This window comes from Achromobacter sp. Marseille-Q4962, from assembly GCF_943737005.1.
GTDB lineage: Bacteria > Pseudomonadota > Gammaproteobacteria > Burkholderiales > Burkholderiaceae_B > Achromobacter.
The window spans coordinates 80,452-94,200 of the sequence record NZ_CALSFU010000007.1 but is presented as its reverse complement, the minus strand read 5'-3'; the positions used below and the strand labels follow the sequence as shown (position 1 = coordinate 94,200).

General features: G+C 69.2%; 11 protein-coding genes. 3 read left to right on the top strand and 8 right to left on the bottom strand.

Translation table 11 applies throughout. The annotated features are described in order from the left end of the window. Positions 1 to 9: 9 nt before the first annotated feature. The 4 genes from NGJ44_RS07880 to NGJ44_RS07865 all read right to left on the bottom strand — a co-directional run bounded on the left by NGJ44_RS07880 (position 10) and on the right by NGJ44_RS07865 (position 5,212). On the bottom strand, positions 10 to 1,797 hold the full coding sequence (locus tag NGJ44_RS07880) for a GMC family oxidoreductase (RefSeq protein WP_251863609.1): 1,788 nt from the start codon (positions 1,795 to 1,797) through the stop codon (positions 10 to 12). Positions 1,798 to 1,800: 3 nt separating this feature from the next. Next, complete coding sequence (locus NGJ44_RS07875; RefSeq protein WP_053244109.1) at positions 1,801 to 2,553, bottom strand: gluconate 2-dehydrogenase subunit 3 family protein; 753 nt, start codon at positions 2,551 to 2,553, stop codon at positions 1,801 to 1,803. 193 nt (positions 2,554 to 2,746) lie between these two features. Further along, positions 2,747 to 3,724: a Bug family tripartite tricarboxylate transporter substrate binding protein gene (locus NGJ44_RS07870; RefSeq protein WP_251863608.1), complete on the bottom strand. Its 978-nt coding sequence runs from the start codon at positions 3,722 to 3,724 to the stop codon at positions 2,747 to 2,749. A gap of 69 nt (positions 3,725 to 3,793) precedes the next feature. Next, positions 3,794 to 5,212 (bottom strand): amidase, encoded by a 1,419-nt coding sequence (locus NGJ44_RS07865; RefSeq protein WP_251863607.1) that lies wholly within the window; start codon positions 5,210 to 5,212, stop codon positions 3,794 to 3,796. Between the two features lie 118 nt (positions 5,213 to 5,330). Here NGJ44_RS07865 and NGJ44_RS07860 point away from each other — a divergent pair, with 118 nt between their 5' ends. The 3 genes from NGJ44_RS07860 to NGJ44_RS07850 all read left to right on the top strand — a co-directional run bounded on the left by NGJ44_RS07860 (position 5,331) and on the right by NGJ44_RS07850 (position 8,364). Beyond that, positions 5,331 to 6,128 (top strand): IclR family transcriptional regulator, encoded by a 798-nt coding sequence (locus NGJ44_RS07860; protein ID WP_251863606.1) that lies wholly within the window; start codon positions 5,331 to 5,333, stop codon positions 6,126 to 6,128. Positions 6,129 to 6,284: 156 nt separating this feature from the next. After that, entirely contained in the window at positions 6,285 to 7,943 is a 1,659-nt protein-coding gene (locus NGJ44_RS07855) for a methyl-accepting chemotaxis protein (protein WP_251863605.1), read from the top strand. Between the two features lie 127 nt (positions 7,944 to 8,070). After that, positions 8,071 to 8,364, top strand: a complete 294-nt coding sequence (locus NGJ44_RS07850; RefSeq protein ID WP_251863604.1) for a hypothetical protein — start codon at positions 8,071 to 8,073, stop codon at positions 8,362 to 8,364. Positions 8,365 to 8,442: 78 nt separating this feature from the next. On the opposite strand, the gene NGJ44_RS07845 is transcribed toward NGJ44_RS07850, so the two are convergent. From NGJ44_RS07845 to nirB, 4 genes are read right to left on the bottom strand one after another with little or no spacing between them, the layout of a single operon-like run. Continuing rightward, on the bottom strand, positions 8,443 to 9,681 hold the full coding sequence (locus NGJ44_RS07845) for a nitrate regulatory protein (RefSeq protein WP_251863603.1): 1,239 nt from the start codon (positions 9,679 to 9,681) through the stop codon (positions 8,443 to 8,445). Between the two features lie 19 nt (positions 9,682 to 9,700). Continuing rightward, positions 9,701 to 10,465 (bottom strand): uroporphyrinogen-III C-methyltransferase, encoded by a 765-nt coding sequence (cobA, locus tag NGJ44_RS07840; protein WP_251863602.1) that lies wholly within the window; start codon positions 10,463 to 10,465, stop codon positions 9,701 to 9,703. A gap of 32 nt (positions 10,466 to 10,497) precedes the next feature. Further along, positions 10,498 to 10,839, bottom strand: a complete 342-nt coding sequence (nirD, locus tag NGJ44_RS07835) for a nitrite reductase small subunit NirD (protein ID WP_053246483.1) — start codon at positions 10,837 to 10,839, stop codon at positions 10,498 to 10,500. Beyond that, positions 10,839 to 13,388: a nitrite reductase large subunit NirB gene (nirB, locus tag NGJ44_RS07830; protein ID WP_251863601.1), complete on the bottom strand. Its 2,550-nt coding sequence runs from the start codon at positions 13,386 to 13,388 to the stop codon at positions 10,839 to 10,841. The genes nirD and nirB overlap by 1 nt, the downstream gene beginning before the upstream one ends. Positions 13,389 to 13,749: the final 361 nt, after the last annotated feature.

The window sequence follows — 13,749 nt, the reverse complement described above, 5'->3', positions numbered from 1 at the left end:
GTCCGCTCCTCATGCCTTCAGCAGCGCGCCGGGGCGCTTCAGGTACTGTTCGCGGATGGCCCTGGCCGACCAGTACGCGAGCGCGGCCACCAGCCCCGTGGGGTTGTAGCCCAGCCCTTGCGGAAAGGCCGAGGCCCCCAGCACGAAGACGTTGTGCACGTCCCAGCACTGCAGATAGCGGTTGACCACACTGGTGCGCGGATCAACGCCCATGATGGCGCCGCCGTTCAAGTGGGTGGTCTGGTAGCTGGAGGTGTCGAAACGGGCGCCTTCCTGCTTGCCCGACACGCCGATGGCCTTGCCCCCCATGGCGCGCGCGATGGCGGCCATTTTCTCCTGCATGAACAGGTTCATCTTGATGTCGTTGGGCTGCCAGTCGAAGGTCATGCGCAGCAGCGGATCGCCACAGGCGTCCTTGTAGGTGGGGTCCAGGCTGAGGTAGTTGGCCCGGTAGCTCTGGTGCGCGCCGTGCGCGTCCATGGAGACGTGGTGCTCGTAGTAGTCGGCCATGGCTTTCTTCCAGCCGCTGCCCCAGCCGGGCGTGCCGGGCGGCGCGACCGAGGCGGAGATCGGCTTGGTGCCTGCTTGGTTGACCCAGAACGGCGAACCGCCGACAAAGCCTGCCGGCCCGTGGTCGAAGTTGTCGGCGTTGAAATCATCGACCGCGATGCCGTTGCCGCCCGCGCCCATGAAGGGATTGGTGTAGTGCTGGTCCTTGCCGAAGAAGACCTTGATGGTGGCCATGTTCTGGTAGGCGAAATTGCGGCCCACCACGCCGGTGCCGGTGTCCGGGTCGTAGGGCTTGCCCACGCCGGACAGCAGCAGCATGCGCACGTTGTTGAACTGGAACATGCACACCGCCACGATGTCGGCGGGCTGCACCACTTCCTGCCCGGCCGCGTCCACGTAGGTCACGCCGGTGGCGGTCTTGCCGTCGGGCGCCAGGTTGATGCGCCGGACCTGGCAATGGGTGCGCAGCTCGAAGCGCGGCTCCAGCCGCAGCGCGGGCAGGATGTTCACGTTGGGCGATGCCTTGGAATACATATAACAGGCATAGCCGCTACAGAAACCGCAGAAATTGCAGGGCCCCATCTGCGCGCCGTAGGGGTTGGTGTAGGGGCCCGAGGTATTGGCCGAAGGCATGTTGTAGGGGTGGTAGCCCACCGCTTCGGCCGCCTTGCCGAACAGCATGGCCGACACCGAGTTCTTCTGCGCCGGCAGCGGAAAGTCGCTGGAGCGGTCGGGCGCGAAAGGATTGCCGCCCTTGCCTTCGCCCACCTTTTTGCCGTTGACGGTCCAGGCCGTGCCCGACGTGCCGAAGACTTTCTCGGCGAAATCGAAGTGAGGCTCCAACTCTTCGTACGTGGCGCCGAAGTCCTGGATGGTCATGCCTTCGGGGATGAAGTCCTTGCCGTAGCGTTCTTCGTAGTGGCTGCGCATGCGCAGCTCCATGGGGTCGACCCGGAAGTGCACGCCGGACCAGTGCAGGCCGGCTCCGCCCACGCCGTTGCCCGGCAGGAAGGCCCCGAGCTGGCGGTTGGGCAGGGCGGTGTCCTTGCTGGTGTGGCGGATGGTCACGGTTTCCTTGGATACGTCCACGAACAGCTTCTTGCGCGAGTTGTACGTGAGTTCGTCCATGGTCTGCGGGTAGACGCCGTCGGGATAGGTGTCGCGCATGGGGCCGCGCTCCAGCGCCACCACCGACAGGCCGGCCTCGGTGAGTTCCTTGGCCATGATGGCGCCCGTCCAGCCGAAGCCCAGCACCACCACGTCGGTCTTTTTCAGGGTCGTGGCCATGGGCTATCCTCTTGCGCCGCGTATGGAAACCGGGGGTTGGGGGTACTTCTCGTCGCGCTCGATCCAGTCCATGAAGTCGGCGCGCGCGCCGGGAAAATTGATGAGCTTCCAACCCGCCATGCCTTTGTTGCCGCCGTGCATGGGATCGCTGAAAAAGCCCTCCCGCGTGTTGGTCCAGAGCATGGAGAAGAACGTGGACGAGGGCAGGTGCTCGAAACCGTCTATGCCTTTTTCCATGGCGGCCAGCGCCTGGTCCTGCTCTTGCGGACCCAGTTCGGCAAATGCCTTGCCCAGCTTCCGGGCGCACCACCGATCGGCCGCCGCGATGCCCAGGCGATACACCTCGCGGGGACTGAGCTTGAGCTGATAGCCCATTTCTCTGGGCGCATCGGGCGCGAAGGGGCCTTGCATGTACCACAGGCCGCCGGCCGCGTATGCGGTTCCCATCTGGCGGTCGATGAACTCGGGCACGCCCGCTTCCAGCGCGCCCGGGCCCAGTTCGTCCTTGGGGATCAGGCGGGCCGCCGCGGCCTGGAGAAAGCGGTATTCCTCGGTGGTGAAGAACCGGGGCTGGTATTTGGCGGCATTGGCCAGGGAGGGATCCACCGCCGGTCCGGGAACTTCGGGCAGGGGGGCGGGGACTGGCGCTGCGAGGGCGCCGCCCGAGGCGGCCAGCGCCGTGGCGGGGATGAGCGGAAGCGACTTTCTGAAAAAGGCGCGGCGCCCCGGGTTACCTATGCTGTCATTGTCATTCATGGCGGAGATGGCGCAAGACAGACACTCATTCCGCTGCTGCGGAATCAGCGACAGGACCGCTTCACTATATACCACCCGGCCCGCAGCGCAATGCGTTATGGCCCGCGCGGGCCGTGCCGGCGGTCCGTTCTTTGTTGCGTTGCCGCCACCTCATGCATCTTTGGCGATGCGCGCCGGGCGCATCGCCAGGGCGCTATTCCGGCTTGATTCCCGCCGCCTTGATTACGCCCGCATTGCGTTCGAGTTCCTGCTTCACGCGGGCGCGGAACGCCTGCGCGTCGGCATAGAAGGGATCGAAGCCCAGATCGCGCATCTTCTGCGGCGTATCCGCGTCGGCCAGCATGGCCTTCACTTCCCGCGACAGGCGTTCGACGACGGGGGCGGGCGTGCCGCGCGGCGCGGCGATGCCGTACCACGTGATGAAGTCATAGCCCGCGACGCCGGACTCCATGACGGTGGGCACTTGCGGCAGCAGCCGGGCGCGTTCGGCGCCCGTGACGGCAAGCGCGCGGACCTTGTCCGCGCGGATCTGCGGCAAGGCCGCGACCAGGGTGTCGATGGACAGCGGGATCTGGTTGCCGATCAGGTCCGTCATGGCCGGCGCGCTGCCGCGATAGGGCACGTGCAGCAGTTTCGCGCCCGTGCGCTGCGCCAGGAATTCGCCGGCCAGGTGGGGCGTGGACGCCGTGCCGAAAGAGCCGAAGCTCAACGGCCCGGCGGCGGACTGCTTGACGATGTCCGCTACGTTGGACAGGCCGGTCTGCGGGTTGGTGAGGATCACGAACGGCGCGCTGCCCGCGATGGCGACGTATTCATAGCTCTTGATCGGGTCATAGCCCAGATTGGGGTAGAGCAGCGAATTGGTGGTGAAGGTGGGCGCGCCCGTGATGAGCAGCGTGTAGCCGTCGGGCGCCGCGCGCGCCACGGCCGCAGCGCCGATGCCGGTATTGGCTCCCGGGCGGTTCTCCACGACCACGCTCTGGCCCAGCCGGTCGCCCAGTTTGGCGGCGAACAGGCGCGCCAGCACGTCGGTGGAGCCGCCGGGCGGAAAGGGCACGATGAGCGTGACGGGCTTTGCCGGCCAGCCGGACTGGGCGTGGCCGTGCGCGGGCGCCATGGCCACGGCTGCCATGGCGGCGAGGGCCAGGCGTTGGAAAAATCTGCGCAACATTGGACTGCTCTCCCCTTGAGAAGCGGAGCCGGGCTCCGCGTGTGGAAATCTTCGCCGGCGGTGCGGCGCTCAGGCCATGCCCGCGGGCGCCCTGCGCCAGCATTCCGTGGCCTGCTCGAAGGCGTGCGCCAGGCGCAGTACGCCCAGCTCATCGCGATAGCGGCCCACGATCTGGATGCCCACGGGCAGCCCGTCGGGCGTGAAGCCGCATGGCACCGAGATCGCCGGATGCCCGGTCAGCGAGAGGTAATAGCCGGAGCGCATCCAGTCGATGTAGTTCCCCATGGGCACGCCATCGATCTCGCGCACATAGGGTTCGTCGACCGGGAAGGGGGCAACCTGGCTGACCGCGCCGACGAGATAGTCGTGGTCCTGCATGAAGGCATGCATGCGAGCGAAGAGCGCCGCGCGGTCGCGCTCGGCCTGCGCGAGCGCGGCGCCCGATTGCTGCAGGCCCAGCTCGATGTTCCAGACGACGGTGTCTTTCATGCGCGCGCGCTCGCGCGCCAGGGCCTGGCCCTGCGTAGTGGCGAAAGCCAGCCCGCGCAAGGCGTGGAAGGCGCTGTCGGCGCCGGTGAAATCGGGGCAGGCCTCGACAATCTCGCAGCCCAGCGAGGCGAAGACCCCCAATCGGCCGTCGAGCACCTGGCGCACGCGCGGTTCGGTGGGCAGGCCGCCCCAGTCGGGGGCGTAGGCCACGCGCGTGCCGGCGAAATCGCGTTCCAGCGCGCCCAGAAAGCGTGCCGGGTCCTGGTCGATGGAAAGCGGATCTCGCGCATCGGGGCCGGCCATCGCGGCGAGATACAGGGCGGCGTCGGCAACGGTGCGGGCCATGGGCCCGGCGACCGTCAGCGTGTTGTAGGCGGCCGCATTGGGCCACAGGGGCACGCGGCCCGGCGAGGGGCGCAGGCCCACGACGTTGCAGAAGCTGGCCGGATTGCGCAGCGAGCCGCCCATGTCGGTGCCGTCGGCCAGGGGCAGCAGCCGGCAGGCCAGCGCGGCGGCCGCGCCGCCGCTGCTGCCGCCCGCGGTGCGGGAAGGATCATAGGGGTTGTGCGTGGCGCCGAATACCGGGTTGTAGGTCTGCGAGCCGGCGCCGAATTCGGGCATGTTGGTCTTGCCCAGGGTAATGGCGCCGGCGGCGCGCTGGCGCGCGACAATCAGGCTGGACTGCGCGGGAACGAAGCCGGCGTGGATGGGCGAACCCCAGGTCGTGCGCATGCCTTCCGTGAGAAAGCAGTCTTTGTGCGCGACGGGCAGGCCATGGAGCAGGCCCAGCGCCCGGCCGGCGGCCTGGGCTTGGTCGGCGGCGCGCGCTTGCGCCAGGGCGCCCTCGGGATCCACCGTCACCACGGCATTGACGGCGGAATTGCGCTGCGCGATCGATTCCAGATGGGCTTCGGTCAGTTCGCGGGCGCTCAGCCGTCCCGCGGCGATCTCGGCGCGCATCTGGGTCGCCGTCATGCTGCACAGGGTTTGCCAGCTCATGGATGTCCTCGGCTAGAGTTTTTCGGCACTTGTATTGCAATACAATACATAGTACTGTTAATCAATATTTAACCGTCCGGACGCCAGGCGCCGCAATCCGGGTAAACGAGGCACTCCCATGACCGACAGACTGGAAGACGATCCGCCCGAGGGCGGCGGGCCGCGCGATCCGCTCTACATTGCTTCCCTGCCCAAGGCGATGCGGGTGCTCGAGGCGTTTCGGAACACGCGCGAATCCCTGGGGCTGACCGAGATCGGGCAGATTACCGGGCTGGGCAAAAGCGCGGCGCAGCGTTTCACGCACACCTGGGAGCGCATGGGCTACCTCGGGAAAGACCCGCAGACCCGGCGCTACGTGCTGACGCCGCGCGTCGTGGAGCTGGGCTATTTCTTCCTGCGCAGCGACCGGCTGGTGTCGCGGGCGGCGCCGCATCTGGTGGCATTGCGCGAGCGCTGCGGGCTGGCGGTGAACATGAGCGTGCTCGACGGCGGCGACATGATCTATCTGCTGCGCCTGCCGAGCCGCCAGCTCACGCTGGCGGAAATGCTGCCCGGGCGGCGCATGCCGGCCTGGTGCAACAGCGCGGGCCGCATGCTGCTGTCGCAGCGCGGCGATGACGCGGTGCGCGAGTATCTGGAGCGGGCCGACATCCAGCCCTATACCGTGCGCACAGTGACCGACCGCGCCGCGCTGGCGGGCGAAATCGCGCGGGCGCGCGAGCAGGGGTATGCGCTTGCCGAAGACCAGGTCCTGCTCAACCAGATCGGGGCGGCCGTGCTGCTGCGCGACGAGCCCGGGCTGCCGCGCGCGGCCATCAATGTCACGGCGGCGACCGACGCCTATCCCCCGCAACGCATGGCCAGGGAGATCGTGCCGCAACTGCTGAACACGGCCTACGGCATTTCGGGAGGGTGAAGCCGCCGCGTCCGCGGCGGTTTTTTCCGCAGGTGTTGTTTTGCCGTGACAACGGCGGATGACGCGCATCAAGCCGGCCCCTGAATTCCGCTTTGCCGCCGCGCCTCAAGCTAAGATCGCGTTTTCTTACTTAATGATAAATTTTGATGCATTCAGTTGAGCTCCGCAGAATATGTGCCCGTGGCGACTTCGGTGCCCGCGGATGAAGGATTCTTCAGGCATCACGGTCTTTGGGCTCCGGGGGTTCGCGCCTTTCGCAAGCTCAGGTTCAACACCAAGGCGGCCCTGATCTCGCTGGTGTTCCTGGCGCCGATGCTGGCCCTGGTGAGCTGGCTGCTGCACAGCCAGTACGAGCGGACCATGCAGGAACGCATGAACGCCACGCGGCAGCACGTGGAGATCGCCTACGGGCTGCTGCAATACGCGCACGGCATGGAGGCGGCGGGCAAGCTCACCCGCGAGGCCGCGCAGACGCTGGCGATTTCGCTGCTGGAGCCGCTGCGCTACGAGCAGGGCGAGTACTTCTGGATCAACGACGTCCGGCAGCGCATGGTCATGCACCCGGTGAATCCGCAACTCAACGGGCGCGACATGAGCGGGTATACGGATCCCCGGGGCGAGCACGTCTTCAGGCGCTTCGCCGAGACGGGCAGCGGGGGCGGGCAGGGGTTCGTGAGCTACCAATGGGCCAAACCCAATCACCCGGACGCCGAGGACAAGATCTCGTACGTGCGCGGCTTCGAGCCCTGGGGCTGGGTGCTCGGTTCGGGCGTGTACGTGCACGATGTCTGGGAAAACGTGCGGTCGCTGATCGCCTGGACCGCCTTCTGGGTCTTGCTGACCGTGGCCGTCGGCGCCTATCTGTTCCTGAGTTTCTACCACGTGATGAACGGCGGTCTGAAAGAGACGCGCCGCCATCTGCACGCCATGGCCACGGGCGACCTCACCACTTCTCCGAGCCCCTGGGGCAAGGACGAGGCGGCCGAGCTGATGCTGGACCTGCTGGCCATGCAGAACGCGCTGCGCACCATGGTGGTGCATGTGCGCGAATCCAGCGACGAGATCCTGTATTCCGCCCGGGAAATCGCCGCCGGCGCGAACGATCTGTCGTCGCGGACCGAGCATGCGGCGGGCGACCTGGAAGCATCGGCGGCCGCGATGGAGGAGATCACCTCGACCATCAGCCACAACACGCAGCACACCGGCGCAGCGGCCAGGATGGCGCTGCAGAACGCCCAGGTGGCCACCGACGGCGGCCGCGTGATGCGCGAAGTGGTGGGCACCATGGAACAGATACGCGACTCGTCGAACAAGATCGCCGAGATCGCCGGCACCATCGACGGCATTGCGTTCCAGACCAACATCCTGGCGCTCAACGCCGCCGTGGAATCGGCGCGCGCTGGGGAGCAGGGCCGGGGCTTCGCGGTCGTCGCGGCCGAGGTGCGCGCTCTTGCGCTGCGCACGGCCGCCGCCGCGAAGGAAGTGAGCAAGCTCATTTCCGAAAGCGTGTCCAAGGTGGCCAGCGGCGTGTCGGTCGTGACCGAGGCCGGCACCATGATCAACGACATCGAGCAGTCGTCGCAGCAGGTCAATCGCCTGCTCGGCGAGATCGCGAACGGCGCGCGCGAGCAGGACATCGGCGTGCGCCAGATCAGCCAGGCGGTCAACGAGCTCGATCGCATGACGCAGCAGAACGCCGCGCTGGTCGAGCAGACCGCGGCGGCCGCGATGTCCATGGAGCGGCAGGCGGCCCAGCTGGCGGGGGAGGTGGCGCGTTTCCTGCTGCCGGACCACGCGCAGGCGGTCGCGAGGTAGTTCGGGGATGCCGGCCGGCGCCCCGCCGGCCCTTTCCTCGCGGGCGCGCCATCGGATAAGCTGGGGGCCTTGCGCGGCCGCGGCGGCCAGGGGGCTGCCCCGGCGCCGCGCATTGTCGGGAGGCCTTATGCTCTGGCGTTTTTCCGCGAACCACAGCCATCTCTATCCCGGCGCCCTGTTGAGCTGCCTGGAACCGCGGGGCGAGGCGAGGCTGTCGCCCGGCGACGAGGTGCTGGTGGCCTTCACCGACGGCATGGCGGCCATGGGCACGCTGGCCGCCGTGACGCCGCATTCGGCCGTCCTCAGCATGCCGGCGTACCTGACGCAGCGCGGCACCTGGGTGTCCGAGCGCGTCTGGGGGCTGGCGCCGTCGGGCGAGCCGGGCCTGGTCCGCGTGCGCAAGCGGTTGTCGCGCGCCTGATCCTCCCGGCGCGGGCCGGCCGCGCCTCGCCGGCCGCGCCTGGCCGGCCGCGCCTCGCCGGCCGCGCCGCACGTCGCGTTAGCCCGCTGCGGCCAGCACCTGCCGCGCCACGTCGATGAGCGTCCGGCCGCTCTGCATGGCGGCGCGCTGCAGCCAGGCGTGCGCGTCGGGTTCGGACAGGCGCCGGGTCCGCATGAGCAGGCGCTTGGCGCGCAGCAGGTCTTTCTGGTCGTCCAGCGCGGCGCGGGCCTGCGCCAGCGCCTCGTCGGCCTTCTGCATTTGTTCGCGTTGCGCCTGCAGGATGTCGAGTATGGACCGCTCGATCTCGCCGCCCACGCCGCCGGGCGGCGGCGCATCCAGCGCCCGGCCCTGCACGCTGAAGAGCATCGCGGGCGCCATGCCTCTGGCCTGCTTTTCCAGGCGTTCGCGCAGCAGTCCGTGGTTGCGCAGATCGCGGCGGGTCTGGCCGATGCGCTGCCGGCATTCCTCGGCCAGCAGGTCCGTCAGCCCGGATGCGATGGGGCGCATGGCGTCGATGCGCGCGGTGCACACGTCGAACCATACGGCGCCCAGCGCGGGATCGACGGGATGGCGTTCGCCGGCGCGGCGGGCCATGTCGCGCATGCGCGCCACGGCGGCATCGTGCCGGCGCGCCTGCCGCCAGGCCCGCTGGATGCCCGACGGCGCATGGCGCTCGAAGGTGTCGAAGCTGCGCTGCTGGTCGCCGACCAGGCCGTCCAGGCGCGCCTGGCGCGCTTCGTCGAAGTAGCCCGCGGCGTAGCCCGTGACGCCGAGGGCGCGCTCCTGGCCGGCCAGTTCCTTGCCCTGCATGAAGTTGAGCAGGGCCACCAGCAGCCGGGTGATGCCGGCGTCCAGCGAGGCGTCCGCCGCCTCGAACACCACGGCCAGCAGGCTGGAGATGAGGCGGGTATAGGCCGCGCTCGCCGCCTCGGCGTCGATGCGCTGGCGCCGCACGCGCCAGCGCAGGTCGGGCAGTTCGTCCAGCCGGTACAGCGCATAGGCAATGGCGTCGTACAGCCGGGCCTTGCCGCCTTCCTGCTCCATGCCGTCCAGGAAGCCGCGCACGGCGCGTTCGCATTCGTCCGCGGCGTCGCAGAGGCCGCCCAGGTGCGTCAGCAGCGTGTCCTGCCGCAGGCACAGGTACAGGTTGGAGTAGCCGCGCTCCTTCTGCAGGGCGTGGACGAGCTCGCTCAGCAGCGCCACGAAATCGCTGATGCGCGCGAGCTGCTCAAGGGCCAGCAGCTCGGACTGGCGCGCCGCCGCGAGAAACCTGAGCGCGGGCCCGGCCCTGGTCATGGCAGGCTCCGGCGCGGGCTCATGCCCGCGCGGCGCGCGCGGGCGCAGGGAGGCTGGCAGCGGCGACGCCGAAACGGCTGCAGGCCGCCACGTCGCCGATGACCAGGATGGCGGGGCTGCGCAGGCCCTGGCAGCTCGCGTCGGCCTGCATGCGCGCCAGCGTCGAGCGGATTTCGCGCTGGCCGGGCAGCGATGCGCGCTCGATCATGGCGACCGCGGTGTCGCCGGGCAGGCCGCCTTCCAGCAGACCCGCGGCGGTCGCGGGCAGTCTGGCCACGCCCATGTAGACCACCAGGGTCGTGCCCGAGCGGGCGAGGGCGGCCCAGTCGGGCGCGCCGCCGTCTTCGGTGTGCGCGGTGACCAGGGTCACGCCGCGCGCCACGCCGCGCAGCGTGAGGGGGATGCCGATCGCGGTCGCGGCGGCCAGGCCCGCGGTGATGCCGTTGACGATCTCGCACGGCACCCCGCGCGCGGCCAGCCAGGCGGCTTCCTCGCCGCCTCGGCCGAAGATGCAAGGGTCGCCGCCCTTCAGGCGGGCGACTTTCCGGCCCTGGCGCGCATAGCGCAGCATGAGGCGCTGGATGAAATCCTGCGGCGTGGAGCGGCATCCGCCGCGCTTGCCCACCGGGATGACGCGCGCCTGCGGGCAATGCGCCAGCACCTCGGGGTTGACCAGATCGTCGGCCAGGACGATTTCGGCCTGCCGCAGGGCCTTGACGGCCTTGATCGTGAGCAGTTCGGGGTCGCCGGGACCGGCGCCGATGAGAAACACGGGGTGGATCATGATGCGGGCTTCCCCTGGCATGGCTTGAGAGATCAGAAAGCGACTTCGACGGCGTCGCCGTTCAGGCGCGCCGGCCATGCGGCGATGCGCTGTTCGGGGAACTCCACGCAGGAGCCGTCGCTCAGCCGGAAATGCTGCTTGTAGAGCGGCGCGGCCACTACCTTCTCGCCGCCCAGGCTGCACACGATGCCGCGTCCGACCACGTTGGCGCCGGATTTCGGATCGCGGTTGCCCACGGCGTAAACGGCCTCCTCGCCGGGCAGGTAGAAGAGCGCCACCTGTTCGCCGTCCAGCCAGGCCACCACGCCGGAATGGGCGACCAGGTCCGAGCGCCGGCAGACGACGCGCCAGCAGGGTTCGCGCAGGGCATCCATCAGTGTTCCTCCAGTGCTGCGGCGAGCGGGGCCTCGTCCGCGTTCGCGGGGCGGCGCTGGCCGCGTTCCTCGACGAAGCGGATATCGGGGTCGGCGCGCCGGTCGTTGACGAAAGTCCGGAAGCGCTTGAGCTTTTCGGGGTCGGCCAGGGCGTTGGCCCATTCGCATTCGTAGCGGTCCACCACGGCCTGCATCTGCGCCTCCAGTTCGGCGCACAGGCCGAGGCTGTCGTCCAGCACCACGGCCTTGAGGTAGTCGAGCCCGCCTTCGAGCGATTCGCGCCAGACCGAGGTGCGCTGCAGCTTGTCGGCGGTGCGGATGTAGAACATCAGCAGCCGGTCGATGATACGGACCAGGGTGTCGTCGTCCAGGTCGGTGGCGAACAGCTCGGCGTGGCGCGGCCGCATGCCGCCATTGCCGCACACGTACAGGTTCCAGCCGTTCTCCGTGGCGATCACGCCAATGTCCTTGCTCTGCGCTTCGGCGCATTCGCGCGTGCAGCCCGACACGGCGAACTTCAGCTTGTGCGGCGAGCGCAGGCCCTTGTAGCGGTTCTCCAGGCGCAGCGCCATGGCGACGCTGTCCTGCACGCCGTAGCGGCACCAGGTGCTGCCTACGCAGGACTTCACCGTGCGGGTCGATTTGCCGTAGGCATGCCCCGTCTCGAAGCCCGCGGCGATAAGCTCGGCCCAGATGTCGGGCAGTTCGTGCAATTGCGCGCCGAAGAGGTCGATGCGCTGGCCGCCGGTGATCTTGGTGTAGAGCTTGTACTTGCGGGCCACCTGGCCAATGGCGATCAGGCCCTCGGGCGTGATCTCGCCGCCGGGGATGCGGGGCACCACGGAGTAGGTGCCGTTCTTCTGCATGTTGGCCATGAAGGTGTCGTTCGTGTCCTGCAAGGGCACCAGCGACGGATCCTGGATGGGCCGGTTCCAGCACGAGGCCAGAATCGAGGCCACCGCGGGCTTGCAGATGTCGCAGCCCAGCGCGCCCCTGCCATGGCGTGCCAGCAGTTCCTCGAAGGTTTCCAGGCCTTCGACGCGCACCAGCGCATACAGCTCCTGCCGCGTATAGGCGAAGTGTTCGCACAGGCTCTTGTCCACCTGCACGCCGCGCCCGGCAAGCTCGTGCTCGACCACCTGCTTGAGCAGCGCGGCGCAGCCGCCGCAGCCGGTTGAGGCGCGGGTGCATGCCTTGACGCCCGCAAGGTCGGCGCAGCCGCCGTCGATGGCGGCGCAGACGGCGCCCTTGCTGACGTTGTGACAGGAGCAGATGGTGGCCGTGGCGGGCAGCGCGGCGGGGCCCAGCGCGGGCGCTTCGCCGCCCGCGGGCAGGATCAGGCTGGCCGGGTCGGCCGGCGCGGCCAGTCCGTTCTGCGCGTATTGCAGCAGCGTGTCGTAATAGCTGTTGTCGCCCACCAGCACGGCGCCCAGCACCTGTTTGCCATCGGCCGACACCACCAGCCGGCGGTAGCTGGCGCTGGCCTCGTCGATGTAGCGGTAGCTGCGCGAGCCGGGCGTGCGACCGTGCGCGTCGCCGATCGATCCCACGTCCACGCCCAGCAGCTTGAGCTTGGTGGACATGTCGGCGCCGGCGAAGGGCTCGCCGGCCTGGCCGCAGAGTGCCGCGGCCGCGCTGCGCGCCATCTGGTAGCCGGGCGCGACCAGCCCATAGACCACGCCATTGAAGAGGGCGCATTCGCCGATGGCATAGATGTCGGGATCGCTGGTGCGGCAGTTTTCGTCGATGAGCACGCCGCCGCGGGCGCCCAGCGCCAGGCCCGCGCTGCGCGCCAGCCCGTCGCGCGGACGGATGCCCGCGGAAAACACCACCATGTCCGTTTCCAGCGCCTCGCCGTCGACGAAATGCATGCGGTAGCGGTAATGCGAGCCCGGCTTGATGGACTCCGTGGAGCGCGACAGGTGTACGCGCACGCCGAGCGCCTCGATGCGGGCCTTGAGCGCTTCGCCGCCCTGCTCGTCGAGCTGCACCGGCATGAGCCGCGGCGCGAATTCCACCACGTGCGCTTCCAGCCCGAGGGCTTTCAGCGCATTGGCCGCTTCCAGCCCCAGCAGTCCGCCGCCCACCACCACGCCGCGCCGGGCGCCCTGTGCCGCTTCCTCGCGGATGCGGTCCAGGTCGTCCAGCGTGCGGTAGACCAGGGGCTGCTCCGGCGCGCCGGAGATCGGCGGCACGAAGGGGAAGGAGCCGGTGGCCAGCACCAGCTTGTCGTAGGGATAGCGGCCGCTTTCGGTGACCACTTCGCGGCTGCGCCGGTCGATGCCGGTCACGCGCTCGCCCAGCCGCAGCGTGACCTCCGGCCGCGCGTAGACCGAGCCGTCGCCCAGCGCCATGGACTCGGCGTCGCGGCCGGCCAGGTATTCCGACAGGTGCACGCGGTCGTAGGCGCGCCGGCTCTCTTCGCCGAAGACGAGCACCTGCCAGCGGGCGAGCGCGCCGCGCGAGGCAAGCTGTTCAACGAAGTGGTGGCCGACCATGCCGTTGCCGATCACGATCAGGCGGGGCGGAGACGTAGTTGCGGCGGTCATCGGTTGTCCATTGCGTGTGACGGCATTCCGGAAAGCAAAAAGCGCCCTGGACCTCAGGGTGGGGTCGGGGCGCCTTTGCCGGGGACTGCACGGGTTGTCTTGGGGGCGGACGGCTGTCCGCCCTGCCAGGAGTCAAGCAAGGTCCGTGCCAGGTCCGGATGTACGGGTCTGGCGCCGGAACAGCCGGGACGACGGCCGGCGCGGGGCGCCCGCGCGCCGCACAATGCTGGTGCGCCGCGCACCAGCGTGGGACGCGTCATGCTCCAAGAGGAGGAATGCGGGCCGCGCCATGCGCAAGGCCCGGCCCGCATCCGCCCGCGGCCGGCGTTGCGGGTTTCCCCCGGGCTTGTGACGGCGCGCG

Coding starts and splice junctions, on each gene's coding strand:
- cobA (WP_251863602.1), bottom strand. CDS start 10,465: ATGATCCACCCCGTGTTTCTCATCGGCGCCGGTCCCGGCGACCCCGAA.
- nirD (WP_053246483.1), bottom strand. CDS start 10,839: ATGGATGCCCTGCGCGAACCCTGCTGGCGCGTCGTCTGCCGGCGCTCG.
- NGJ44_RS07850 (WP_251863604.1), top strand. CDS start 8,071: ATGCTCTGGCGTTTTTCCGCGAACCACAGCCATCTCTATCCCGGCGCC.
- NGJ44_RS07875 (WP_053244109.1), bottom strand. CDS start 2,553: ATGAATGACAATGACAGCATAGGTAACCCGGGGCGCCGCGCCTTTTTC.
- nirB (WP_251863601.1), bottom strand. CDS start 13,388: ATGACCGCCGCAACTACGTCTCCGCCCCGCCTGATCGTGATCGGCAAC.
- NGJ44_RS07845 (WP_251863603.1), bottom strand. CDS start 9,681: ATGACCAGGGCCGGGCCCGCGCTCAGGTTTCTCGCGGCGGCGCGCCAG.
- NGJ44_RS07880 (WP_251863609.1), bottom strand. CDS start 1,797: ATGGCCACGACCCTGAAAAAGACCGACGTGGTGGTGCTGGGCTTCGGC.
- NGJ44_RS07870 (WP_251863608.1), bottom strand. CDS start 3,724: ATGTTGCGCAGATTTTTCCAACGCCTGGCCCTCGCCGCCATGGCAGCC.
- NGJ44_RS07860 (WP_251863606.1), top strand. CDS start 5,331: ATGACCGACAGACTGGAAGACGATCCGCCCGAGGGCGGCGGGCCGCGC.
- NGJ44_RS07865 (WP_251863607.1), bottom strand. CDS start 5,212: ATGAGCTGGCAAACCCTGTGCAGCATGACGGCGACCCAGATGCGCGCC.